Origin of the sequence: Enterococcus sp. C63 (assembly GCF_040887215.1) — a bacterium.
Classification (GTDB): Bacteria; Bacillota; Bacilli; order Lactobacillales; family Enterococcaceae; genus Enterococcus_B; species Enterococcus_B hirae.
In genome coordinates, this window is sequence record NZ_JBFOFI010000002.1 from 36,367 (window position 1) to 61,819 (window position 25,453).

The following is a 25,453-nucleotide window of genomic DNA, read 5'->3' on the forward strand; positions in this document are numbered from 1 at the left end:
TTCTTTCTAGTTTAATGAAATAGGCATTTTATGCTGATCAATGGCAAAACGCTACTCTTCTTCAGGAAAACTTTGGTAAAATTCATCTTTGATCGGAACGATCTCTTCGTTAAGACTTCGGTTACTTAACGTTTCATGTTGTGTGACTGACTGGGGAAAATAGGAAACATCAAACCACTTATCTTCCTGTTTTATTTGAACATGTCGGACGTCACACCAGTGAACGATCTGTTCTTCAAGGATAAAATAGTCGTGATAAGCTTCACCAGTAAAGAAACCCTCGATGCTTTCTAAGTAGCGGCCAAATTCATCCTTGGTATTTAATTGCAGACTTACTTTTTTATGGTAAAGAAAAGCCTCTAATAAAACACTATCCATTTCTTCTCGAGACATTTGTTCCAACGGACGAATCTCTTTCACTGCCCACGCTTCATTTTTTTTGATCCCAGTGACTAGCTCTTCCATAGCGAATGCGGTGCCCCATTTTAATCCGAATGGACGATCTCGGTATTCATTGTAGTCGAGAAATTCTTTTTTTGTTCGACGCATAGCCCTCACCTTCAATACCGGCATGACCACCAGCGTGTCCGCCAACGAGTGAACTCCTTGCGATCGCACGGCCACCTTCTAATAAGCTATGGGCATGGACAATTGCACTGAACCCATATTTTTGGCGAATACGATCAACGACAAAATCGATTTTGGCATCGTTGACTTGTTCATCGGGATCTGCAAATAGATTCAATTGCAGACTGTCTGTGTAAATTAGTTTAGAGCAGTTGACACCGACACTGCGAATGTCTTGATGCTGGTAATGTTTACGAAAAAGATTCAATAAAATGAGACTGAGTTCATGACTAGAATTTGTCGGCTCAACTTTTAGTTGTTGATGAAATCCAGTTTTCCCTAGACGATCTCGATAACCTAAAGAGTAGCCCATCCACAAGCTAACAACTTGCGCTTTCGCATGTTCACGCCGCAGACGAGTTCCGACTTGATCAGCCATTTCTTTAAGAACGATTTCAAGTTCTTCACGCCTTGTATAATCACGATTCAAAATTTGACTATTCCCAATACTTTTTGATTTGGGGGTATAATCTTCTCCCAAAAAGCTTCGATCAATTCCCCAAGCATGAGCAAAAAGCTGGGTGCCAATCACTCCAAATTTTTCTTTTAGTTGGTAATAATCCGCATGAGCTAAATCATGAACAGAATGAATCCCCAGTCGTTTGAGTCGTTTGGCTGTCCGATGACCAATTCCCCAAAAATCGGTGAGAGAAGGAATACGCCAAACGTTGTCTGCCACATCTGCATAGCGCCATTCGGCCTTTCGCTCTTTTCCTTTAGAACCGTTATCCAACGCTAACTTAGCTAGTAGTGGATTATCACCAATCCCAATAGTTGTATGGATTCCTGTTTGTTGGTAGACATCCTGATAGATGATTTCAGCTAGATCCCAAGCACTTTTGACTTTAAAAAGTTTCAAGCTGTTGGTGACATCAAGAAAGCTTTCATCGACAGAATAGACATGGTGATTCTCTTCATCCACGTACTTTTTATAAATAGCATTGATCTCGGTATTTTTTTTCATGTAGTAAGCCATTCGTGGAGGGACCATATAAAGATCGTCGGGATAGGGAAAGGGTAAATCTCTTGCTCGACTGATATTTGTAATATGATAGGCTTTTTTTGCGGCTGGACTGGCAGCTAAGATCAAGCCACTCCCACGTTCATCGGTTTTCCCTGACGGATAGGACATGACGACGAGTTTGGTTGTTAGAGGATCTAAATGACGTTCGGCACACTCAACAGAAGCATAAAACGACTTACAATCGATGCAAAGAATATCTCTCGAAGGTTCTTTTGTGTAATCAAAGACTGGATTTTGATTTCGAATCATATTCGTCACCTCTTCTTATTGATTAGAACACATGTTCGTGTTTTGTGTCAATGAAAAAAACGTGATGGAATGGGTAAAAAAACAGTGGAGAAGAAGATTGTTGTCTTTTTATCGTTTAGAGAAATGGGTAGTATCTGAAGCAAAATAAATTGAAAGAAAAAACAGCTGGATGACCTCATTAGTTAATAAAAAATGTTATTTTATTTTTTGCTGATCAGAAAGTCATTAGGAAATTTTACACTGAAAAAAGAATGAGCCTAGATATACTCATCATTAGAATGGTAAAAAAAGATTTGCTTTGAAATTATCGTGTAAAAGTGCACAAAATCGTTTATAATGAATCCGATCGAATGAGAACGATTCTCAATGAAGGAGGAAGTAAAATGAGAGAAATCGATTTTTCCAAAACATTATTTGAATTAGTTACTGAATATCCAGAAGTCAAACAAATCATGGCAGAGCTAGGATTTAATGCCATCAACCAACCTGGGATGTTGCAAACTGCTGGTCGCTATATGACGATTCCTAAAGGGGCTCAAATGAAAAAAATCCCTTTGGAACAAATTGTTACGGCCTTTGAAACATCAGGATTTATTGTGAAAGGATTGGTAAAATGAAACCTACGAATCAACGACAAGAACGGATTGTTGAAATCCTGTCACTTTTACATAAAGGTGGTTCTTTTGAAGAAGCAAAACGATTGTTCAATGAAGAATTTGAGGGAGTCGATGTTACAGAAATCACTGCTGCGGAAAAAGCATTGATTCAAAGCGGTCTTGATCCGTCAGAAATCCAAAAGTTATGTAATATCCATGCAGCTGTTTTTAAAGGAGCGATCAATGAGATCCATCATTCCAATTATGAACATGCACAACCAGGACACCCGATCCATACCTTAAAGTTAGAAAACCAAGTGTTGCAGTCGTTATTGACGGATGAAATTGACGGGTTATTGGCAAAAATGGCTAAAGGAGATTGGTCACAAAAGGAACGCTTGCAACACGCTTTGACTGATTTATTGCAGATCGACAAGCATTATGCACGAAAAGAAACGTTGATCTTTTCTTATATGGAAAAATACGGAATCTCAGCCCCACCTAAAGTGATGTGGGGTGTAGATGATGATATCCGTGAAATGATCAAAGCGCTGAATGCTTATTTAGCTACAGACAAAGCGGCTTATAATCCGCTATCCGAAAAATGGGAAGCAGTAAAAACAGAAATTGAAGAGATGATTTTTAAGGAAGAGGAGATCATGGTACCCATGACCTTAGATGTGTTTAGCCTTAAAGATTGGGAACAAATCGCTCATGACAGCTTTGATATCGGTTTTGCGTTTATCCCTGAACCACTTCCATGGAAGCCAAGCCAAGAATCGCTCGAAAAAGAAAGCGAACGGGAACCAGCTCGTCAATTAGCCATTAAAAAAGCTAAAGAAACGACCGATGGTATTGCTGCTGGTCTTGGGATCGAAGAGTTTACGTCAGAGGCAGTTCAAGACGAAACAGCACCTATGACTGATTTAGTTGTGCAATTTCCGACAGGAGCGTTACAGTTGGAGCAATTAGTTGCCTTGTTTCAAGTGTTGCCTGTGGATTTGACATTTGTTGATCATGAGGATCGGGTTCGTTTCTTCTCAGAAGGAAAGAAACGGGTCTTTCCAAGAACTACTTCTGTCATTGGTCGTGAAGTCGTCAACTGTCATCCACCAAAAAGCATGCATCTTGTCCAACAAATACTTGACGATTTCCGTACAGGAACAAGGGATTCAGCAGAATTTTGGATTGATATGAGAGGGCGGAAAATTTATATTCGCTACTTTGCTTTAAAAAATGAGACAGGTGATTATCTTGGGTGCTTAGAAGTCACGCAAGATATTACTGAGATCCAAAAGTTAGACGGACAAAAACGATTGTAAGAGCGGGCAAATTTCAAAATAAAGAACAATTTCAGCTCACTTTTGGGCTCGTTTGATTATAGAAGTAGAAGCCGGACATGCTGTTGATACTTTTCTATGGTATTTTCAGCATTCTCCTGCGACTATTTAGTGGGTAAATTGGAGTTTTTATCAGGTAAAAGCCCTTTTTTCATACCCTTTGATCATTTTATTCAAGAAATTGTTTGACTTCTTTCAAAAACATCTCTATACTTAAACTCAATCTTATATCAGTTTGGAGCGATTATTATGAAAATCACACATAGTTCACAACTGAATAATTATTACTTTAGCTATTTTAGATAAGTTTGTATTCATACGATTATGGGTGCAAACATCAGCGTTTGTTTGTATCTATGATGGCTAAGGATGTTTGAGATGACTTGCTCGCCGCATAGATGAAAAATCTATAGTGGCTTTTTTATTTGATTGATTCAGGGGCTCACTGTAGATGGATTTTCTACGGTGGGCTTTTTTTGTTACATAAAGGGGGAACTAAACGCATTCAAACAAGGTATAAGCAAAGTAACGATTGATTTGCAAGAATTTATGTAATCCAATCAAACAGCGAGGAAATCGATGAAGCGAAACACAAAATAAAAAACAAAGGGAGTTATTGTATGATTCTAATCATTAAACCAGGTATCCAAGAAAGTGAGTTAACACAAGTGATTGAACGTATTAAAGAAGAAGGGCTAGATGTACAGATCAACCATGGTAAAGATCGTTTTGTCTTAGGGCTTTTAGGAGATCCAAAGGTAATTCGGGATGTTCCGTTTGAACGCTACGATATCGTAGAACGTGCCGTACCGATTACCAATACGTACAAATTGACGTCACGAGAATTTCATCCTCAAGATACGATCGTTGATGTAGCTGGAGTGAAAATCGGTGATGGGAGTTTTGTGACAATGGCTGGTCCTTGTTCTGTCGAAGGGGAAGAGCAAATCATGGAGACAGCACGAATGGCTAAGGCTGGTGGTGCTAAAATCTTACGTGGTGGTGCCTACAAACCAAGAACGTCACCATACGCTTTCCAAGGATTAGGTGAAGAAGGGTTGAAAATGATGCGTAAAGCTGCGGATCATTATGACTTGAAAGTGATTACCGAAGTGATGGATGAAGCGCATATCGATGTGGTCAGTGAATACGCAGATATCATTCAAATCGGCGCACGAAATATGCAAAATTTCCGTTTATTAGAAGCTGTAGGACGAACAGGAAAACCAATTGGCTTAAAACGTGGCATCTCAGGTACGATCGAAGAGTGGTTAAATGCCGCTGAATACATTGCAGTTCAAAACAATTCAAACATCATCTTCATTGAACGCGGAATCCGCACTTACGAAACAGCTACTAGAAATACATTCGATCTAAGTGCCGTACCACTGATCAAAAAATTAAGTCATTTCCCGATCATCGTTGACCCAAGTCATGGAACGGGTGTCTGGGACTTAGTGACACCAATGGCACGAGCAGGTGTTGCGAGTGGGGCAGATGGAATGATTGTAGAGATCCATCCTGATCCGATTCATGCTTGGTCGGATGGACAGCAGTCATTGAATGAGAAAAACTACCTGAAAATGATGAATGAAGTGGACATCTTAGTAGAAGCGATGAAGAAAATCAACGCTTTATAGAGAGGAGAAACACGGATGTTAGAAGTTGTCTTACCCGAAAAAAGCTATGAGATCATCATCCAGCGAAACGCACTAGATCAAGTCGCAGATTGGCTTTCCGGTTTATGGCAAGAAAAGAAAATTGCGATCATTAGTGATGAAAATGTCTTTCCGCTTTATGGTCAAAAGATACAACAACAATTAGCCGATCGGTATGAGGTTGTGAATTATGTTATTCCGGCTGGCGAAGAAAGTAAATCACTGTCGATGGCTGCTAAATTATATGATTTTCTAGCCACTGAACAATTGACGAGAAGTGATGGCATTATTGCTCTAGGTGGCGGTGTTGTAGGCGATTTAGCTGGTTTTGTGGCATCAACTTACATGAGAGGAATTTCTTTTGTACAGATTCCTACCTCCTTATTGGCACAAGTAGACTCAAGCATAGGTGGCAAAACAGCAGTCAATGCACCAAACGCCAAAAATATGATTGGCACATTTGCACAGCCAGACGGTGTGTTGATTGATCCAGAAACGCTGACGACATTACCAGTAAAAAGGATCCAAGAAGGAATTGCAGAAATCATCAAGTGTGGTGCGATCAAGGATGAAAGTCTTTGGAGAGAGTTAGCTCGTTTTATTGATGTAGCTGATTTAGTAGCACATAGCGAGCTAGTGATTGAAAAAGCTTTACGTGTAAAAAAAGAAGTAGTAGAAGAAGATCAATTTGATCAAGGCAGTCGTTTGTTCCTCAACTTTGGTCACACGATCGGACACGCTATCGAGCAAACAGCAGGATATGGACAGATTAGTCATGGAGAAGCAGTGGCGATCGGCATGGTACAAATCAGTCGGAATGCTGAAAAAAGGAAAGAAACACCTGAAGGAACGACGCAACAACTTATCAAGATGATCCAAAAGTATCAGTTGCCCATTTCTTACGAACCATGGGATGAACAGGCGTTGTTCCAGGCGATCACTCATGATAAAAAAGCCCGGGGAAAACAGTTGAAAATTATTTTATTAGAAAAAATCGGTCAGGCAAAAATCCAATCGATCCCAATTGAAGCAATCAAAAATTATTTAGAAGAAGGTGAGTAAATGCGTTACTTAACAGCAGGAGAATCACATGGGCCTAATTTGACAGCGATTATTGAAGGAGTTCCAGCAGGCTTAACCTTATCGATTGAGGCAATCAATCAAGAATTAGCTAGACGACAAGGTGGTTATGGTCGAGGTGGGCGCATGAAGATTGAAAAAGATCAAGTGACAATCACGTCGGGTATTCATCACGGCAAAACATTAGGCTCACCGATCACAATGACTGTCACGAACAAAGATTGGAAGAACTGGCAAACGGTGATGTCAGTTACTCCAGTTTCTGAAAAAGAAGAAAATCTACGACGAGTGGCTAAACCAAGACCAGGTCATGCCGATTTAGTTGGTGGTATGAAGTATCAACACCATGATCTTAGAAATGTATTAGAGCGTTCTTCCGCAAGAGAAACGACGATGCGAGTAGCAATCGGGGCACTAGCAAAACAGATTTTAGCTGCTTTAGATATAGAGATTGCTAGTCATGTAGCGATCCTTGGAGGAATCAAAGCGAATGTGCCAGAGAATTTGACCGTGACAGAAATCAAAGAAAAGACGACTATCTCCGAAGTGAACATGGTAGATCTAATGATTGAAGAGGAAGTAAAAGCCTTGATCGATGCTACTAAAAAAGCAGGAGACACTTTGGGAGGTGTAGTGGAAGTTCGGGTCGAAAATGTGCCAGCAGGGTTAGGGAGCTATGTACAGTGGGATAAAAAATTAGACGGTAAGTTAGCTCAAGCGATGTTAAGCATCAATGCTTTTAAGGGAGTCGAATTTGGAATTGGGTTTGAAGCTGCTTCGTTACCAGGATCACAGGTGATGGATGAAATCACTTGGGACGAAAGCGGCTATCACCGAGCAAGTAATCATTTAGGTGGCTTTGAAGGTGGAATGACCAACGGAGAACAGATTATTGTTCGGGGCGTGATGAAACCAATTCCTACTTTATATAAACCTCTCATGAGCGTGAACATCGATACTAAAGAACCTTATAAAGCTAGTGTGGAACGTTCCGATAGTACGGCAGTTCCAGCAGCTTCAGTCGTCGCAGAGCATGTGATTGCGACCACTCTTGTTCGCGAGATACTTGAGCATTTTCCAGCAGATAATATGCAAGAATTAAAAAAAGCCGTTGCAAATCACCGCCAAATGACCAAAGAATTCTAATCGGAGGTAGCGATGAAAAAAAAGGTGTTTGTCATAGGATTGGGTCTGATTGGCGCTTCCTTATGCAGAGCGATCAAAGGGTCAGCAATTACCCTTTATGGCTGGGATCATTCAGAAGAAACAAGAGAAATAGCGGAAAAAACACAGTTAGTCGATCAGGTTGTCACAGGGATCGAGGCAGCTAGTCAAATGGATGTGATTATCCTTGCCGTTCCAGTTCAAGTTAGCTTGGAGTATCTCAACTGTTTGGCGACACTTCCCTTGAAAGAAACAGTATTAGTAAGTGATACCGGAAGTACGAAAGCGACGATAATGGCGCTAGCGAAGCAACTCCCATTTGATTTTATTGGTGGGCATCCGATGGCTGGTTCACATAAATCAGGAGTAAAAGCAGGCAATCCGTATTTATTTGAAGAAGCGTATTATATCGTAACGGATGACTGTCAAAGTGAACGTACAGAAGAACTGATCGCTTTACTACGTCCTACTCGAGCAAAGTTTGTTCGCTTAACTGCCAAAGATCACGATGAGATCGTTGGGGTGCTAAGTCATTTGCCACATATTGTCGCTTCAGGATTAGTACAAATCAGTGAGCAGCTGAATCAAAAATATCCACGTGCCTCACAATTAGCCGCTGGCGGATTCCGAGATATTACACGGATTGCTTCATCAGATCCCCAAATGTGGACGGATATTTTAATGACGAACCAAGAAATAATGATTCAGTTGATGGAAGACTGGCAAGGCGCAATGGAAACGTTAAAACAGGAACTGATTGATCAAAATCAATCGGCAATTCAAGAGTTCTTTGTGCAGGCAAAACAAACACGGGATCAGTTGCCCCGGAAAAAACAAGGAGCGATTCCAGCTTTTTATGATTTATATGTCGATATTCCCGATATCGCTGGTGCAGTCGCAAAAGTTACTAACGTACTAAGTCAGGCAAATCTTTCCATTATTAATTTGAGCATCCAAGAAACAAGAGAAGATATTTTTGGTGTGTTAGAGTTGTCTTTTAAAAATCAAGCGGATTTACTTAAAGGACAGAAGCTGATCGAAGCCGAAAAATTTCATTGTTGGATAAGGAGTTGAAGTCATGAAACTATTGACAGCTAAAAATGGGATCAATGGAGAATTAGTGATTCCTGCTGATAAATCGATTTCCCATCGCAGCATCATGTTTGGTGCGATCAGCAAAGGAACTACGATCGTCAACAATTTTTTAAAAGCTGAAGATTGTTTAAGTACGATTGCAGTTTTTAAGCAATTAGGGGTACGTATTACCGAAAAAAATGAACAAATCATGATTGAAGGAAAAGGATTTGAAGGATTAACAGCACCATCTTCTAGGCTAGATGCAGGAAATTCTGGCACAACGATGCGCTTAGTATTAGGAATTTTAGCAGGCTGTCCATTTACTTCTGAGATTGCAGGGGATGCTTCTTTGAATCGCCGTCCGATGGAACGTGTGATGAAGCCATTGCGTGAGATGGGTGCTGATTTACAAGGAACGGCCGAAGCTGAATTTCCTCCACTAAAAGTAACTGGAAATACATTGCACGGGATCGAGTATCACATGCCCATTGCTAGTGCGCAAGTGAAGTCTGCTATCCTTTTTGCAGCTTTACAAGCCGAAGGGACCACTAAAATCATCGAGAAAGAACAGTCAAGGAACCATACCGAAGAGATGATCAAACAATTCGGTGGGAAGATCCAAGTGGAAGGAAAAGAAATTATAGTCACTGGACCACAGCAGTTGATCGGACAAGAAGTCACTGTCCCAGGGGATATTTCTTCGGCTGCGTTTTATCTCGTCGCAGCAAGTATTTTAGCAAACAGTGAAGTCCTCTTAAAACAAGTAGGAATCAATCCGACACGGACAGGGATTCTCGATGTGCTGATGCAAATGGGTGCTAATATTGAAGAAAGACAGTTGGATGAGCAAAATCAAGCAGCAGATTTGATTGTCCGTTCTGCGCAACTCCATGCTTGTGAGATCCAAGGAGAAATCATCCCACGCTTGATTGATGAGTTACCGATCATTGCATTAGCTGCTACTCAAGCAACAGGCACAACCATCATTCGTGATGCTCAGGAATTAAAAGTCAAAGAAACAAATCGGATTGATGCAACTGCGGAAGAATTAACGAAAATGGGTGCGAACATTGAACCGACAGAAGATGGTTTGATTATTCACGGACCAACACCTTTACATGGAGCGACAGTGGATAGCCATGGGGACCATCGAATTGGGATGATGTTACAAATCGCCGCTTTACTAACCGCAGAACCTGTCGAATTACTCAATCCTGAAGCAGTCAATATTTCATATCCTGAATTTTTTACGGATCTAGCCAAATTGGTTCAGGAGGACCCATCATGACGTCACTTGTATTGATCGGTTTTATGGGCGCTGGTAAGACGACGATCAGTAAAAAATTAGCGGCTCGATTGGATCAACCAGTCATCGATATGGATGACTATTTAGTTCAACAATTAGGCTGTTCCATTGAGCAATACTTTGCTACCTTCGGAGAAGCCGCGTTTCGCGACCACGAAACCGCTCTTTTAAAAACAATTTTACAAAAAAAGGCAGTGATCGCTACTGGTGGCGGGGTTGTCTTACAGAAAGAAAATCAGGAACTATTAAAACAGCAACAAGTCATTTATTTAAAAGGAGAAGCCGATATCTTGATCGAACGGATACGACAAGATCAAACAAATATTCGACCGTTAGCGTTAAAGAATAGTGACACAAAACTACGTGAGATCATGTGGGAACGGGAAAAAATATACAAAAGTTTAGCAAAAATCACGATAGATACGTCTAAGAAATCGCCAGACGAAATTATCACAGAAATCATAAAGTGGGTAGAAAATAATGATGAAAATTGGGTATCTAGGTCCTAAAGGTTTCTTTACTTATAGTGCAGCCACACGTTATTTCAAACAAGGTACTTTTCTTTCTTATGATTCCTTGATTGATTTGATCGATGCACAATTAGAAAAAGAGATTACTTATGCAATGGTGCCGATCGAAAATACGATTGAAGGTTCTGTTTTGCCAACACTTGATCATGTGTATGAGACATTACCTTCTATTCAAGGAGAAATCGTTCTGCCTATCCGACAACAATTGATGGTCCATCCGACCCAACGAGCCAACTGGCGAAATATCACAAAGATTTGTAGTCATCCGCAAGCATTAGCCCAATCACAACTTTTTCTACGGGCAAATTTTCCAAAGGTCGAGATTGAACAAGTAGGTTCCACTGCCCAAGGAGCCCAGCAAGTAGCAACCCATCCAGAAGAATGTCTAGGTGCGATCGGCTCCAAAGAAGCTGCAAACGAATTTGGGTTGACCATCGTGCAATCAGATATCCAGTCCATTGCAACTAATGAGACCCGTTTTTGGGTTCTAAGTGCCGCGCCTGTTGATGCAAAATTACAAAAAAACAGTCATAAAGCGACATTCTTTGTGGATTTGCCAGAAAATAAACCAGGGGCGCTTTATCAAGTTCTTTCGGTCTTTGCTAATAATCAAGTGAATTTAACAAAAATCGAATCACGCCCACAAAAAACGCGGTTAGGCGAATACTTTTTTGTTATCGATGTTGCTATCGATGACAAGATCGACAAGGTGAATGAGCTGATTGAAGTGCTAAAAGAGCAAGGCTATCCTACGCATTTGGTTGGTTGTTATCCGGTTTATCACATCGATGAATGACTAAAAGAAACAAGATGGACGGAGACAAAAACCGATCTTTAGTCCAAACAGATGATTTGCACACTTGAATAAATTCCTTTAGGCTTGAATTAAGCGATAAGAAAGGAAGAGAACAAATGGCAAAAAAAGTTGCAGCAATCGTTACAGATTTAGTTGAAGATGTGGAACTAACGTCACCGAAAGAAGCACTAGAAAAAGCTGGACATACAGTGACTTTGATTGGGTTTGAAGGAAATCAAGCAATCAAAGGAAAAAAAGGCGCAGAATTCACAGTCGAACAAAGTATTGCAGATGTTTCTCCTGAAGACTTCGATGCGCTATTGATACCAGGGGGATTTTCACCGGATCAATTACGAGCAGATCAACGATTCGTTGATTTTGTTTCTTACTTTTTAAAAAATGATCAACCGTTATTTGCAATTTGTCACGGTCCACAATTATTTATTCAAACAGGTTTAACTGAAGGACGGACAATGACAGCTTATGATACGGTACGTCCAGATATCGAATATGCCGGTGCCGTCGTGAAGGATGAGCCAGTGGTAATTGATCGAGGCTTGATTACTAGCCGAAATCCTGATGATATTCCAGCATTTAACGAAGCAATCGTTGAAGCACTAGGAAGCTAATTTGAAAAGTTTAGTCCTAAACATTAAAAAAGCAGTCGTATCGGTCGAAAATGGCATCAGCTATTTTCTGAAGGATGCGATTGCTTTTTGTCGTTTTTCGAAAAACTCTTTCTTATTTCTTGATGCTACACACTTTTATCTCAACCTCAGACGATGTGCTATTAGTCCATGTTGGTAAAGATTCCCATATTTTTCTACAAGCACCAAATAACCGTTTTTCGAATACTTAGCGATCTAAGTACTTGAAAAACGGTTAGTTAGTGAAACGAATGGTTCTTGACATGATTAGTTAGAGAGTAAATATAAATGGCTACTTCCTGGTTGTAAGCGAGAATCATTTGTATGTAAATGTTCACCATCAAAAATTTGATAAGAATCATTTTTAGTCTTACAAAGTTCTTTTATTTTTCGGACTGTATTTGTGCCTTCAATTAAGACACCAAAGTCTTGTTCACAGGAGTAGTTATACACTACAGCAGAAGGATGTTTGGTGATGCCCATTTCTCGAGCAATTTTTTGATCAGAGAAAAAAACTTCTTTAACAAACTCGGATTGACGATCTTCTTTGAACATCTCGATATCGCCGCCGACTTCTGCAAAAAGTGATTCAGCAAGTTCTGGAGAATACGGTACTTTATTACAACCTACAGCTTCTTGCATTTTGATCAAAAATTGACGTCCTTTTTTCTTACCTTGGAACTGTGCCGCTTTACAGTCTAACGCAGCAGAATAGGTAGTTGAAAATAAGTGGTTACGCGTAACGAGGTCGTTTTGAGAAATTCCGTTACGTTGCATGACATCCCCAATTGTCTGCAAATTAACTAAAGGCAGAAAACGAAATTGCATCTTTTCTTTGGATGTTTTTCCGTACTCTTCTTCAATAAATTGTAATAACTGTTGTTCTAGTGTAAAACAATGTTTCCCCAAAGGATTAACAAATAAATAAATTTCGATCATATGAATCTCCCCCAAAATAGATTCTATACAACTCGTGAATTCTTTTATTCACAACGTATAACTTAACAGAAAAATGATAAAAAATGAACTCAAGTGCCTTGTGAAAATGATAGAACTTTAATTTTTCGCTGCTAGCATCCGTTGAATTTTATTTTTAGCTGGTCGATAAGGGAAAGAATGTCTTTCCAAAAACGCTAAAAAGGCAGATTTACCAAGAGTAGCATCAGATACTTCTAACTCCAGTTCAAAATCATGTAATTGTTCTCCAAAACTTTCATCAATCGCTAAAAGACCTTCCTCAATGTGAAATTCCGCACGTTTGGTAGTAATGTCTCCAATTTTGCCCAATTCATCCGAAGGAACAGCCAATTCTAACAATTTTTGAAAAACAGCACCCTGACGTGGCAATTGACGTTGCTCAATGAAAGAGAGTGCTTCCTCTTTGCTTAAAGTATCAGTGGTTTCAAGTTTTCCTTCTTTTGCAGGTGTTTTTAGTGTATATTCTGCCCGATCTTCAAGTAATCGGATGCGTAATCCACAATTTTTTTGTGCTAGCTGTCCATCTGGTGTATCAAAATAGATATTCGTTTGAACCGTAAAATCTTCTGGTTTTAGTTGATAATACTGGATCAATTGACTATATTCTTGTTGCGTCAGCATGGACTTGTATTCAATTTCTAACATTTCAGACATAATGATCGCCCCTTTCATTCATTCTGCCTAATTTTTCCTTTTTGGTCAATACAAAAAGCCGAGAGGTACAAAAAAACTTCATTTATATGTTAAAATAGAAAAGAATGTTAACGAAGTAGAGGGATCAGCGATGGAACGAGATTGGGAAGAGTTTTTAGCACCGTATGAACAAACAGTATCAGAATTAAAAGTAAAGTTACGCGGGATCCGTAAGCAATTCAGAGAACAAAATCGACATGTTCCGATTGAGTTTGTTACTGGACGAGTCAAACCAGTCGATAGCATTGTGACAAAATCACAGCTGCGTCATATTCCGATGAGCCGTTTAGAAGAAGAAATGTCTGATATTGCTGGATTACGAATCATGTGTCAGTTTGTAGAAGATATCCACCAAGTAGTAGATATCATTCGTAAAAGAAAAGATATGAAAGTGATTCAAGAAAGAGATTATATTACAAATAAAAAAGCCAGTGGGTATCGTTCGTATCATTTAGTGATTGAGTATCCTGTTCAGTTGATCAGTGGCGAAAAGAAAATTTTAGCTGAAATTCAAATCCGGACGTTAGCTATGAACTTTTGGGCGACAATCGAACACTCATTGAACTATAAATATCAAGGCGTGTTTCCTGAAGAAATGAGTGAAAGACTCCAACGTGCGGCAGAAGCGGCTTATCAATTGGACGAAGAAATGTCCAATATTCGGGAAGAAATCCAAGAAGCTCAACGTCTATTTTCCCATGGAAGAGGAAAACGAGATGACGTTTACTATCGTACCGTATTAAATAGAGAGAAAAAAGAGGAGGTCACGGATGAAAGTAGCGATCGTTCATAACCAAGAAGCGAAAACAATTGAAGTTACCGAACGATTGAAAGCTCTTTTGACACAATCGGCTATTCAAATCGACGGACAACGCCCCGATTTAGTGATTTCTGTAGGTGGTGATGGGACGTTATTGTCCGCTTTTCACAAGTATAGCCATCTATTAAATGAAGTTCGTTTTTTAGGGGTCCATACAGGGCACTTAGGTTTTTATACGGATTGGCGTGACTATGAATTGGAAGAATTAGTCAATAGCTTACAGACCAATCAAGAACAAAGTGTAAGTTATCCTTTGCTCGATATAAAGATCAGTTATTTAGATGATAAGCCGGCAAAACATTTCTTGGCTTTGAATGAATCCACGATTAAACGATCAAATCGGACGATGGTTGCCGATGTATATATCAAAAATGAATTGTTTGAAAGTTTCAGAGGGGACGGATTGGCTGTGTCTACGCCAACAGGTTCAACCGCTTATAATAAAAGTATCGGCGGGGCAGTTATTCATCCGAGTATCAATGCCTTTCAGTTAACTGAAATTGCTTCATTAAATAATCGAGTCTTTCGTACACTCGGTTCGCCTATGGTCATCGCACAAGACGAATGGCTGGAAATCAAATTAGAAAATACAGAGGATTATCTTGTTACAGTCGACCAATTGGATATTAAGGAATCGAATATTCGTTCCATCTATTATCGCATTGCAAAAGAGCGAATTCATTTTGCTTCTTATCGCCATATGCATTTTTGGCATCGTGTAAAAGATTCCTTTATTGGTGAGGGATAACATGGAATTTGTGTGGACGTATGAAAAAAATCATCCGCAGCAGATAAAATATTTTTTAAAAGAAAAAGGAATTTCTAAAGGTTTGTTAGCGAAAATCAAATTTCAAGGTGGCGAGATCAAAGTAAATGGTCAAACTGAAAATGTCTTGTTTTCTCTATCGTACAATGATAAGGTAACGATTGTCATTCCAGCAGAAGGCGAACATGAAACGGTGCTTTTAGATGAAACACCGATCGAGATCGTTTACGAAGATGAACATCTTTTAGTTGTGAATAAACCAGCTGGCGTCTCTTCGATTCCAGCACAATATCATCCAAACTATACGATGGCTAATCGAGTAAAAGCTTATTACAAACGACAAGGTTACGAAAATCAAGTCATTCATGTGGTGACAAGACTAGATCGGGATACTTCTGGGTTGATGTTGTTTGCCAAACATGGCTTTGCTCATGCAAAGTTAGATGTACAGCTTCGAGAAAAACGATTTGTGAAGAAATACCAAGCACTTGTGAGTGGCGAAATAACTAAATTGGCACCCCACGGCTGGATTGACCTTCCAATTGCGAGAGACCAATCTTCTTTACTGAAACGGATGGTTTCGACAGCTGGACGAAGCGCACAAACCGAATATTGGTTAACGAAAAACACCGCAGAGGTTGCTTTGGTAGATATCCAACTGCATACGGGGAGAACCCATCAAATCAGAGTTCATTTTTCAGAAATTGGCTGTGCGCTATTAGGAGATGAAATGTATGGTGGGCGTATGGATCTTGGAATAGCAAGACAAGCTTTACATTGTTACGACCTGCGTTTTGATCATCCTTTTACACAGGAACGATTGGAATTTAAACAGCCTTTGGCTAAAGATATGGCGACTGTTCTCCAGCATTTTGAAAGTTAGGGTGAGGTGAGATAGAGTTGGATGAAAATCAAGAACTAGAGGAACGATTTGCCCAGTTACTACAGGATTTAAGAGAAAATAACCTACAGGAATTTAGAAATAGTTTCCTGGAAATGCATATTTACGAGCAGGGGCAATTCTATCAATCTCTGAACGAAGAGGATCGTCAACTGATCTATTCCTACTTATCTCCTAAAGAATTGGCAGATATGTTTGATGTGATTGAAGAAGACAATGAATATATGAAAGAGTATTTAGCTGAAATGCGTCCGAGTTATGCTGCAGAAATGCTTTCAGAGATGTATACCGATAATGCGGTAGATTTGCTAAATACCTTAGATAAAAAACAAGTCGCTAAATATTTAAGTTTAATGACTACTGACGATGCTAGTGAAATCAAAGAGTTATTACACTATGAAGATGAAACAGCTGGCGCAATCATGACGACAGAATTTGTTTCGATCGTGGCGAATCAAACGGTTCGTTCTGCGATGTATGTCTTAAAAAACGAAGCAGATGTAGCTGAAACCATTTACTATATCTATGTCGTCAATCAAGAAGAGCAATTGGTTGGAGTTATTTCATTACGGGATTTGATCGTTAATGATGATGATGCAATGATCTCTGACTTGATGAGCGAACGTGTGTTATCCGTCCATGTGGGGGATGACCAAGAAGATGTCGCGCAAACCTTTCGTGATTATGACTTTCTAGCATTACCCGTAACAGATTACGATGACCATCTACTGGGGATCGTAACAGTTGATGATATTATTGATGTTATTGATGATGAGGCTGCAAGTGATTATTCTGGTTTGGCAGGGGTCAATGTTGAGGAAATCAATGAAAATCCCGTGAAGTCAGCTGCTAGACGTCTTCCTTGGTTGATCACCTTATTATTTTTAGGGATGTCTACGGCTTCGTTGATCAGCCATTACGAAGAACTGGTGAGTGAAGCAAGTATTTTAGCCGTCTTCATTTCGTTGATCACCGGAACTGCGGGGAATGCTGGCACCCAATCATTGGCGGTTGCAGTTCGCCGTTTGGCTGTTTCTGACGACAAAGATGCTGGTTTTGTCCGTTTGATTCTAGCTGAAGTACTCACAGGACTTGTGACAGGGGCAATCACTGGCTTGACGATCTTTTTGATTGTAGGAATTTGGAAGCATAACTTTATTTTAGGCTTTGTGATTGGGATTGCCATGTTATTTGCGATTACTGTAGCCAACTTGGCAGGAAGCTTGATTCCGATGTTGATGGATCGCTTAGGATTTGATCCTGCCGTGGCTAGTGGTCCTTTTATTACCACCTTGAGTGATTTGACTAGTGTCTTGATCTATTTCAACATCGCTTCATTGTTTATGGGGTATTTTATGTAGCCATTCCTTTTGAGATGGTGCAACAAGTCTGTGATAAAAATAAAAAACGTAAGGAGCAAAGTAATCAACTTGCTTCTTACGTTTTTATTATTACTAAAAAAATTTAGTCGAATGAAACGATTTTTGTTCCATGAACTTCATTCACGCCTAGTTCTTTGGCAACATGTTCTGCATTTTTGTAATCGATCTTGCCACCAGGTAAGATGATCAGACGTCCGTCAGCATAAGCAATCAATTTTTTTAAATGGTCAAAATTGGCTTCAATTGGTGCGTTCGCATCTCCACCATGAGTTAAAATACGGTCTACACCGTGTTCAACCAGCCAATCAATCGCTTCAAATTGCCGTTCCTGCGGGATACAATCAAAAGCCATGTGGAACGTGATTTGTAGACCTTCTGAGGTTTCGATCAATAATTCCATTGCCTCTTCATCAATCCAATTTGAAGGAGTCAAACAGCCTATAACTACGCCATCTGTACCTAATTTCTTCGCTTCGATTAAATCAGTATGCATGATCTTTAATTCAATATCATTATAGACAAAATCGCCACCTCGTGGTCGGATAATTGTCATTACAGGTACTTCTTTTTCATTGGCATAGCTTAAAACTTCTTCGATTACTCCGGTGCTAGGTGTGGTTCCGCCAGCAGCTAAGTTATCGCATAATTCGATCCGGTTCGCTCCCTTAGCAATTGCTAGAGGAATGGAAGTATAATTTTCTGCACAAAATTCTTTGATCATTTGCCTGCTCCTTTATCATTCGCCTTCTTCTTCTAAAATTGTACCATATTTTTTGTAGTTGCTAAAGTTTTCTTCTAACGGTAAGATGAAAAGGGAATAAAGCAATATTCAACGATTAAAACAAGAAATGAGCAAAAAAAATGTTAAAAAAAATTGATCAAGGTCGCCAATTTTTAAAGGGAAATCAACAGTTGTTCCGATGCCCACTTTGCCATGCTGGAGTAGCAGTCACTGAGAACGGTTTGGTTTGTCATCAGAACCATCGCTTCGACTTATCCAAAAAAGGCACGCTTTACTTTTTATCTCATGGGGTAAAAACGGAATATGATCAGAGTATGTTTGATCCCAGACGTAGAATGATCCAAGCCGGGATGTATCAGCCAGTGATCGACTTGTTAGCACAACAAGTATCGCAGGGATCAGAGGTCTTAGATGTTGGCTGTGGCGAAGGAAGCTTTTTAAATGAATTAGCACGACTGCAACCATTGAAAAAGGCCGTAGGTTTTGATCTTTCTAAAGAAGGTGTTTATGCGGCTACTGCTCAGCCGGTCGAGGCGTTTTGGTGTGTAGCAGATTTAACCAATCTTCCTTTTGAAGACCAAACATTTACTACGATTTTGAATATTTTTTCGCCTTCTCATTATAAAGAATTTCAACGTGTGCTAACCGATGAGGGGGAAGTCTTGAAAATCGTTCCGCAACAAGATTATTTAAAAGAATTACGCCAAGCGTTTTATCCAGATCAGCCTGAGAAACAACAGTATTCAAATGAACGGGTGGTGGCTAAGTTTGCGGAGTCCTTAGAATTGACTGAACGTCAACGTGTTACCTACGAATTTGATATCCCAGAAAAAAATCGGCAAGATTTGTTAGCAATGTCTCCGCTCGAATGGCAAGTCAGTCAAGACGTCAAAGAGCGTGTGTACCAGAATCCTTTGAAAAAGATTACAATTGACGTAGAATTATTAAAAGGAAATAAGAGAAAACGATTGCAATGAAATTATTCATTTCTAAAGGTTGCAAAAAGAGTTTGTTCATGATATAGTAACGACAAGTTGTTTTTTCATTGGTTTTTATCAGGTTCCTGTTCTGATAAAAGTTAGTGAGAAGAGCTTCACTAACGTAACGACTCGCAGTGACTGACACCGAGTTGATACGTTTTTTTTTATGCCAAAATCACTACTAGTTAGTTAACATATAGATGAGAGGATGGATCTTAATGAACCATATCGTTTTATTTGAACCATTGATTCCAGCAAATACTGGAAACATTGCCCGAACTTGTGCAGCAACCAACACGCCCTTGCACTTGATTGAACCGTTAGGATTTTCAACAGATGATAAACATCTAAAACGTGCAGGATTGGATTATTGGAACGATGTCAATATTACCTATCATCAAAATTTAGATGCTTTTATGGCTTATTTAGGGGAACGTAAACTTCATTTGGTATCGAAATTTGCCCATAAAGTATATAGTGACGAAAATTTCGCTGATGGAGAAGACCATTTCTTTTTATTCGGCAAGGAAACAACAGGGTTACCTGAAGAATTTATGCGTGAAAATGAAGAAAAATGTTTAAGAATCCCAATGAATGACGAACATGTCCGTTCATTGAATCTCTCAAATACGGCTGCAATGATCGTCTATGAAGCATTGCGCCAACAAGGATTTCCTAATTTAGAGTTAACGCACCATTATGAAAATGATAAACTAGACTAGAGGTCATTTTTCAAGTGCTCTGATTTAAGCATTAAGGAGAAACAAAGAAAAACAGCTTTTCATGTTTTACTTGGTTTGGACTTAATGCACAGAATCAACTTGGAAAATACCGTTTATCAAGAGGTCATTTATCAAGTATTCTGATTCAATACGAATAATCACAAGGACTTTTTATTGAAGGAGTTCTTTGTTTTTAAGGAACAAATTTTATAAAATAGTAGCATCATCTTTGTCTAAATGAGCCTATAAGGAGTCCGATATAAATGGAATTATATTTTACCCGACATGGAAAAACACAATGGAATCTCGAACGCCGTTTTCAAGGAAGCCAAGGCGACTCACCACTTTTACCTGAAAGCTATGAGGAAATCAAAGCATTTGGTAAAAAAGTGAAGTATGTACCATTTAAAGCAATCTATTCAAGTACCGCTAAGCGTGCCCGTGACACAGCCGAAGGGATCAACCAAGAATTAGCGCATCCAGTCGAAATTATTTATACTGATAAATTAAGAGAATTGGGTTTAGGAGAATTAGAAGGTCAATCAATTGATGAAATGTACGAACGATATCCGGAAAACCTTCCCAATCTACGTAACCACTTAGATCGTTATGATCCGACACCTTTTAAAGGAGAAGCGATCGAATGTGCCATTACTCGTATTGAAACAGTTGTGGCTGATGCCGTTGCTTTACATGATGGACCGATCTTGTTTGTTGGACATGGGGCATCATTAACTGCGGCGATCCAATGGTTGACAGGAAAAAAACTGAGTCAACTAAGAGAAATGGGTGGCTTATATAATAGTAGTTTGACGATTTTAGAAACAGGAGAACCCAACAATTTGTTGCCTTATGAATTAAAAGTTTGGAACGAAATTGACTTTTTAGGAAAAGAGACAAAACCAGAACCATTACTCTAATTGGAAAGGAGGCGGCAAGATGCAGCCAGAAGAAATGCCTTATTTTGTTGGTACAGTTGCCGCAATCTTTTTTCAAAATCCAAGTAATTTTTATAAAGTACTGTTGGTTCGGCTCACTGAAACAACAGCTGACTATCGTGAAAAAGAAATTGTGGTCACTGGAAGCTTTGGTGAGATCCAAGAAAATGAGCTTTATCGTTTTTACGGCGAATTAGTCGATCATCCTAAATATGGGCGACAGTTAAAGGTTGAACGCTATGAGCAGGAGAAACCAACAACAGTCAACGGGATCGTGGGTTATCTATCCAGTGAAAAATTTCCTGGGATTGGCAAGAAAACAGCTGAGAAGATCGTGGAGCAACTAGGTGAAGAAGCGATTGAAAAAATCATCGAAGAGCCGTCCGTATTAGAACAAATCGCAGGCTTGAATCAGGCCAAAAGAGATATGATCGTTGAGACGATTCGTTTGAACCATGGGATGGATCAAGTGATCATGGGCTTGAATCGTTATGGCTTTGGTAGTCAGTTAGCTTTTAGTATCTATCAAGCATATAAAAATGAAGCTTTAGATATCATCCAGGAAAATCCCTATCAGTTAGTCGAAGATGTGGAAGGGATCGGCTTTAAAAGAGCAGATAATCTTGCAGAACAATTAGGGATCGCGGCTGATTCACCAAGACGGATTCGAGCTGCAGTTTTACATCAGATTTTTCAACATGCTGTTCAAACTGGCGATACATATGTACCAGCTGAAACGCTTCTTCATCAAACAATCAAAATTCTGGAAACCAGTCGACCAATTGAGATCCAACCTGATCAAGTAGCGACGGTCATTATTCAACTTGTGGAAGAAGGTAAGATCCAACAAGAAGAAACCAATCTCTATGAAAATAGTCTGTATTTCTCAGAATGGGGGATCGGTAACTCGATTCAACGGTTACTTAGTCGGAAAAAAGAAATCAACTATGACGAAAAAGAAGTGCAGAAAAACATTCGGCGAATTGAAAAAATATTTGGTATCCAATATGGAGAATCGCAAGAAAAAGCAATTTCGGAAGCAATCCGATCACCTTTATTTATTTTAACTGGGGGTCCCGGCACAGGGAAAACAACAGTTATCAATGGGATCGTCAACTTGTTTGCAGAATTAAATGGCTTAGAATTAGATCCAAACAAATATACCCAAGAAATTTTTCCGATTCTACTGGCTGCACCAACTGGTCGAGCAGCCAAACGAATGAATGAGACGACAGGATTACCTGCCAGCACGATCCATCGACTACTAGGTTTGAATGGTCGAGAAAAATCTCCTTCAGTAAGTACGAAAGAATTAGAAGGTGGGTTGTTGATCATCGATGAAATGTCGATGGTCGATACATGGCTAGCTAATACGCTATTTAAAGCCATCCCTACCAACATGCAAGTGATTTTAGTAGGAGATAAAGATCAATTACCTTCTGTCGGACCGGGACAAGTCTTGCATGATTTATTAGGAATTGACCAAATCCCGAAAGTGGAATTGAATCAAATTTATCGGCAGGGAGACGGATCGAGTATTATCCCCCTTGCTCATGAAATCAAAGAAGGTCATTTACCAAGTGATTTTTTGCAAAACCAAAAAGATCGTTCTTTCTTTCGAAGCGATGCCTATAGTATCGAACCTTTAATCGCAAAGATTGTTGAAAAAGCCAAAAATAAAGGCTTCACTGCACAAGATATCCAAGTCTTGGCGCCAATGTACCGTGGACCAGCTGGAATCGATGCGTTAAACAAAATGATGCAGTCGATTTTTAACCCTGGAGGTGCAGGGCGGAAAGAAGTCCACTGGAATGAGACTGTTTATCGAATCGGTGATAAAGTATTACAATTAGTGAACACACCTGAACTCAATGTGTTTAATGGTGATATGGGTGAGATCACGGGAATCGTGTTAGCGAAAGATTCAGAAGATAAAGTGGATGAATTAGTGATTCAATTTGATGCGAATGAAGTGACTTACAAACGCAATGAATGGAATAAAATCACCCTTTCTTATTGTTGCTCGATCCATAAATCTCAAGGAAGCGAATTTAAGATGGTCATTTTTCCGATGGTTCATCAGTACCAACGGATGTTGCAACGGAATCTTCTCTACACGGCTGTCACAAGAAGTAAAGAACTATTGATTCTACTTGGAGAAGAACAAGCGTACGTTACCTGCGTTGCGAATGAATCGGCTAGTCGAATGACGACATTGAAGAAGCGGATCGAAGAAAATGACAGTATGAGTCTTGTTACACGGACGAAGCTTGTCGCTTATGAAGATTCCCTTGTAGGTAATGATCCTTTTGAAGAAGGAAATTATACTAAGGCGGGAGAAACTGCTCATTCCATAAAAACAGAGACAACTCAACAAGCCGCTCAAGAAAATGCCGTAGATTCAACGGAGGGAAATGTTGGCGATGATCTCTTTACTTTATCAGTAGAACAAGACACAACCGAAACGGCTGTCGAATCAAAAGTGATGGAAGAAGCACCAACAGAGCAACTACCAAAAACATATATTTTAACAACCGAAGCGATTGAAAAACAGTGGATTGATCCAATGATTGGGATGGAGCAAGAGGCTGTGAAAGAAGTGTTTAGCTCCGAATAAGAGAGGATTTTTTTAAATAGCTCCTCATATTTTAGAAAATCATCGCTTATTGTTGAGGAGTTGCTTCTTGAACGCCGTTTAGCAAGAGGTCGTGAAAACATCGGGTAGCTCTGATGACAATAAGAAAGAATTTTTTGAAACAGCTTCTCATGTTTTGAAAAATTCAGGCTTATTTCAAGGAGCTGATGTTTGAACACCGTTTATCCGTTTTTAGAGATAGGTAGAAGAGCCTGAGGCAAGTTTTGGCTCAGGCTCACTTGAATCGCTCCTAATGAGAATGTTACTTATTTTTTAAGAGCCAAGAGATAGATAAAGACCGCAAAAGTTAGCCCAACAAGTCTGACTTTTGCGGTCTCTTCAATATCTCCAGCTCTTTTTATGGTGTTATCTTACCCATGGAAGAAAATGTATATAAAATTGGCAAAATCAATGTGACACGTTACACCAAAACAGTTGCTTTTTGGTAGCTAATTGCAAATCAAAAGGTTGTTTTTGGCTATCTTCACCATCTTCTTGACCATACTGAGGAACAGTTGATAGTATGCGCAATCTGCTAGTAGTAAAATGATGGAAATTTTTTGATTTCATTTGCTTTTTCTGTAGTAATAAGAAGATGATTCCCAAGATTTTGAATAAATTCACTCGTTCAACAACAACTAGATCGATCGTTGGTTTGGCAATTTCTGCTGTCGGCGCAATCGCTACACCGCCACCAAAATAAGGATGGTTCGTTGCAGTACATAAAAAGGCTTTGTCAAAACTGATTTGTTTTCCGCCAATGTCCACTAAGATTGGAAACCCTTTTTGCCCAAAAAAGACACGTAGGATAGAAAATAGGTAAGCAAAAGAACCTAAATTATATTTATTTAATTTTGTTTTTGAAGTAGAGTGGTTTGTAGCATGGACGATTGCCGCATCTAAGCCAATGCCAAAATTGTTTACTACTACACCTTGTTTGTCACTCACTTTTTCCTCGTAAGTTAAGAGGTTGATTTCTTGAGGTTTGTTCGTCTTTAGGATATTTTCTAATGCTTTCTCGGCATTTCTAGGTAACCCAATCCCTCGAGCGAAATCATTGCCAGAGCCTGCGGGAATATAGGCTACTGGAAATGCCACATCTAGTTGATAAAAGGTATTTAACACTTGATGCAGTGTGCCATCACCACCGATGATCACGAGTAGGGGAAATTCAGACTCGCTTTCTTGTGGTTCGTCTGTCCATTCAACTAATGTTTCTTTCGCTAACTCTTCGGCAATTTTAGCATCATGCCCTGGATACTCACTGTATTGGATCGAATAGTGAAGCTTTTTTTCGGCAAATAACGGAATCATTTTTTCTGCTACTTTTTTACCAGCACCACTTCCAGCAGCTGGATTGATCAATAAGTAATAATGGAAATTCATTTTTACCTCCTGCATCTGATTCAGAAGATGAGTAAATCTCACTCATTCCACTCATTCATTAAAATAGAAAAAATGATCAAACTATTTTTTGCTTAGTCATTTAGTGAACAAGTAACTGAAACTTCTATCGTTAATTTTACATGGTTTGTGTCTTAGCGAAACTAAGAAAACAAACATTATTTTTTATTCTTGGCTATTATAGCAGAGAAGAGGAATTTTGAAAAAGCACCGTGCATAAATAAGAGGTAAAGTTCACCCTGATTTGAATAAATAGCATAGAAGCAAAAGACTTATATTTAGAGAACGTTTTTTGTAGGAGCAGTTTCAAATCGCGGGGATATCTGCTATAATGAATCCTTGCTTATGACAGCTGCGGTTCATCAACCATCCCGCATTAAAAAAACTAGGAGAAATGA

The 25,453-nt window shown here is 39.4% G+C and carries 24 protein-coding genes and 1 riboswitch; of the genes, 18 read left to right on the forward strand and 6 right to left on the reverse strand.

Translation table 11 applies throughout. The features are described 5' to 3' along the window. Positions 1-51 precede the first annotated feature (51 nt). Entirely contained in the window at positions 52-549 is a 498-nt protein-coding gene (locus AB3H90_RS02780; RefSeq protein WP_094940841.1) for a hypothetical protein, read from the reverse strand. Beyond that, positions 512-1,900: a Y-family DNA polymerase gene (locus tag AB3H90_RS02785; protein ID WP_081127667.1), complete on the reverse strand. Its 1,389-nt coding sequence runs from the start codon at positions 1,898-1,900 to the stop codon at positions 512-514. The genes AB3H90_RS02780 and AB3H90_RS02785 overlap by 38 nt, the downstream gene beginning before the upstream one ends. 383 nt (positions 1,901-2,283) lie before the next feature. On the opposite strand from AB3H90_RS02785, the gene AB3H90_RS02790 reads away from it, so the two are divergent. The 10 genes from AB3H90_RS02790 to AB3H90_RS02835 all read left to right on the forward strand — a co-directional run bounded on the left by AB3H90_RS02790 (position 2,284) and on the right by AB3H90_RS02835 (position 12,076). Then, entirely contained in the window at positions 2,284-2,517 is a 234-nt protein-coding gene (locus tag AB3H90_RS02790; RefSeq protein ID WP_034699449.1) for a DUF1858 domain-containing protein, read from the forward strand. Beyond that, entirely contained in the window at positions 2,514-3,818 is a 1,305-nt protein-coding gene (locus AB3H90_RS02795) for a DUF438 domain-containing protein (protein ID WP_113820891.1), read from the forward strand. The genes AB3H90_RS02790 and AB3H90_RS02795 overlap by 4 nt, the downstream gene beginning before the upstream one ends. A 638-nt stretch (positions 3,819-4,456) precedes the next feature. Then, the gene (aroF, locus tag AB3H90_RS02800; protein WP_010738525.1) at positions 4,457-5,476 is read left to right on the forward strand and encodes a 3-deoxy-7-phosphoheptulonate synthase; all 1,020 of its coding nucleotides are present in this window, start codon (positions 4,457-4,459) and stop codon (positions 5,474-5,476) included. 15 nt (positions 5,477-5,491) lie between these two features. Beyond that, positions 5,492-6,556, forward strand: a complete 1,065-nt coding sequence (gene aroB / locus AB3H90_RS02805) for a 3-dehydroquinate synthase (protein WP_010738524.1) — start codon at positions 5,492-5,494, stop codon at positions 6,554-6,556. Beyond that, the gene (gene aroC, locus AB3H90_RS02810) at positions 6,557-7,720 is read left to right on the forward strand and encodes a chorismate synthase (protein WP_368016142.1); all 1,164 of its coding nucleotides are present in this window, start codon (positions 6,557-6,559) and stop codon (positions 7,718-7,720) included. 12 nt (positions 7,721-7,732) lie between these two features. Beyond that, positions 7,733-8,812 carry a prephenate dehydrogenase gene (locus AB3H90_RS02815; RefSeq protein ID WP_368016143.1) on the forward strand — a complete coding sequence of 360 codons (1,080 nt, stop codon included), beginning with the start codon at positions 7,733-7,735 and terminating at the stop codon, positions 8,810-8,812. Positions 8,813-8,816: 4 nt separating this feature from the next. After that, complete coding sequence (gene aroA / locus AB3H90_RS02820; protein WP_034699459.1) at positions 8,817-10,103, forward strand: 3-phosphoshikimate 1-carboxyvinyltransferase; 1,287 nt, start codon at positions 8,817-8,819, stop codon at positions 10,101-10,103. Continuing rightward, a complete protein-coding gene (locus tag AB3H90_RS02825; protein ID WP_010720175.1) occupies positions 10,100-10,630 on the forward strand; it encodes a shikimate kinase in 531 nt (176 codons plus the stop codon). The genes aroA and AB3H90_RS02825 overlap by 4 nt, the downstream gene beginning before the upstream one ends. Continuing rightward, positions 10,602-11,447, forward strand: a complete 846-nt coding sequence (gene pheA, locus AB3H90_RS02830) for a prephenate dehydratase (protein WP_368016144.1) — start codon at positions 10,602-10,604, stop codon at positions 11,445-11,447. The genes AB3H90_RS02825 and pheA overlap by 29 nt, the downstream gene beginning before the upstream one ends. 116 nt (positions 11,448-11,563) lie before the next feature. Then, positions 11,564-12,076, forward strand: a complete 513-nt coding sequence (locus AB3H90_RS02835; protein WP_368016145.1) for a type 1 glutamine amidotransferase domain-containing protein — start codon at positions 11,564-11,566, stop codon at positions 12,074-12,076. Positions 12,077-12,361: 285 nt separating this feature from the next. Here the strand turns inward: AB3H90_RS02835 and AB3H90_RS02840 are convergent, their stop codons facing one another. Together AB3H90_RS02840 and AB3H90_RS02845 are read right to left on the reverse strand one after the other, a co-directional pair. Next, the gene (locus AB3H90_RS02840) at positions 12,362-13,033 is read right to left on the reverse strand and encodes a ClpXP adapter SpxH family protein (RefSeq protein WP_034699468.1); all 672 of its coding nucleotides are present in this window, start codon (positions 13,031-13,033) and stop codon (positions 12,362-12,364) included. A gap of 117 nt (positions 13,034-13,150) precedes the next feature. Next, positions 13,151-13,726 carry a CYTH domain-containing protein gene (locus AB3H90_RS02845; protein ID WP_025480558.1) on the reverse strand — a complete coding sequence of 192 codons (576 nt, stop codon included), beginning with the start codon at positions 13,724-13,726 and terminating at the stop codon, positions 13,151-13,153. Between the two features lie 130 nt (positions 13,727-13,856). Here AB3H90_RS02845 and AB3H90_RS02850 point away from each other — a divergent pair, with 130 nt between their 5' ends. Genes AB3H90_RS02850 through mgtE form a run of 4 tightly spaced genes read left to right on the forward strand, consistent with a single transcriptional unit; the run spans position 13,857 to position 17,613 of the window. Next, a complete protein-coding gene (locus tag AB3H90_RS02850; protein WP_010720170.1) occupies positions 13,857-14,558 on the forward strand; it encodes a GTP pyrophosphokinase family protein in 702 nt (233 codons plus the stop codon). After that, positions 14,536-15,333 (forward strand): NAD kinase, encoded by a 798-nt coding sequence (locus AB3H90_RS02855; protein ID WP_010720169.1) that lies wholly within the window; start codon positions 14,536-14,538, stop codon positions 15,331-15,333. Before AB3H90_RS02850 ends, AB3H90_RS02855 begins: the two co-directional genes overlap by 23 nt. A gap of 1 nt (position 15,334) precedes the next feature. Continuing rightward, a complete protein-coding gene (locus tag AB3H90_RS02860) occupies positions 15,335-16,234 on the forward strand; it encodes an RluA family pseudouridine synthase (protein WP_010720168.1) in 900 nt (299 codons plus the stop codon). A 17-nt stretch (positions 16,235-16,251) separates the two neighbouring features. Then, on the forward strand, positions 16,252-17,613 hold the full coding sequence (gene mgtE, locus AB3H90_RS02865) for a magnesium transporter (RefSeq protein ID WP_010720167.1): 1,362 nt from the start codon (positions 16,252-16,254) through the stop codon (positions 17,611-17,613). Between the two features lie 103 nt (positions 17,614-17,716). On the opposite strand, the gene AB3H90_RS02870 is transcribed toward mgtE, so the two are convergent. Continuing rightward, positions 17,717-18,355: a copper homeostasis protein CutC gene (locus tag AB3H90_RS02870; protein WP_010720166.1), complete on the reverse strand. Its 639-nt coding sequence runs from the start codon at positions 18,353-18,355 to the stop codon at positions 17,717-17,719. Positions 18,356-18,495: 140 nt separating this feature from the next. Here AB3H90_RS02870 and AB3H90_RS02875 point away from each other — a divergent pair, with 140 nt between their 5' ends. The 4 genes from AB3H90_RS02875 (at position 18,496) to AB3H90_RS02890 (ending at position 23,633) form a co-directional block, all read left to right on the forward strand. Beyond that, positions 18,496-19,353, forward strand: a complete 858-nt coding sequence (locus AB3H90_RS02875; protein WP_368016146.1) for a methyltransferase domain-containing protein — start codon at positions 18,496-18,498, stop codon at positions 19,351-19,353. A 221-nt stretch (positions 19,354-19,574) separates the two neighbouring features. Then, the gene (gene trmL, locus AB3H90_RS02880) at positions 19,575-20,078 is read left to right on the forward strand and encodes a tRNA (uridine(34)/cytosine(34)/5-carboxymethylaminomethyluridine(34)-2'-O)-methyltransferase TrmL (RefSeq protein ID WP_010720164.1); all 504 of its coding nucleotides are present in this window, start codon (positions 19,575-19,577) and stop codon (positions 20,076-20,078) included. Positions 20,079-20,341: 263 nt separating this feature from the next. Further along, complete coding sequence (locus tag AB3H90_RS02885) at positions 20,342-20,998, forward strand: histidine phosphatase family protein (RefSeq protein WP_010738514.1); 657 nt, start codon at positions 20,342-20,344, stop codon at positions 20,996-20,998. Positions 20,999-21,017: 19 nt separating this feature from the next. Next, positions 21,018-23,633 (forward strand): ATP-dependent RecD-like DNA helicase, encoded by a 2,616-nt coding sequence (locus AB3H90_RS02890; protein ID WP_368016147.1) that lies wholly within the window; start codon positions 21,018-21,020, stop codon positions 23,631-23,633. A 426-nt stretch (positions 23,634-24,059) separates the two neighbouring features. On the opposite strand, the gene AB3H90_RS02895 is transcribed toward AB3H90_RS02890, so the two are convergent. Next, complete coding sequence (locus AB3H90_RS02895; protein ID WP_368016148.1) at positions 24,060-25,037, reverse strand: diacylglycerol kinase family protein; 978 nt, start codon at positions 25,035-25,037, stop codon at positions 24,060-24,062. 366 nt (positions 25,038-25,403) lie between these two features. Beyond that, a riboswitch (PreQ1 riboswitch) is annotated at positions 25,404-25,450 on the forward strand. Positions 25,451-25,453: the final 3 nt, after the last annotated feature.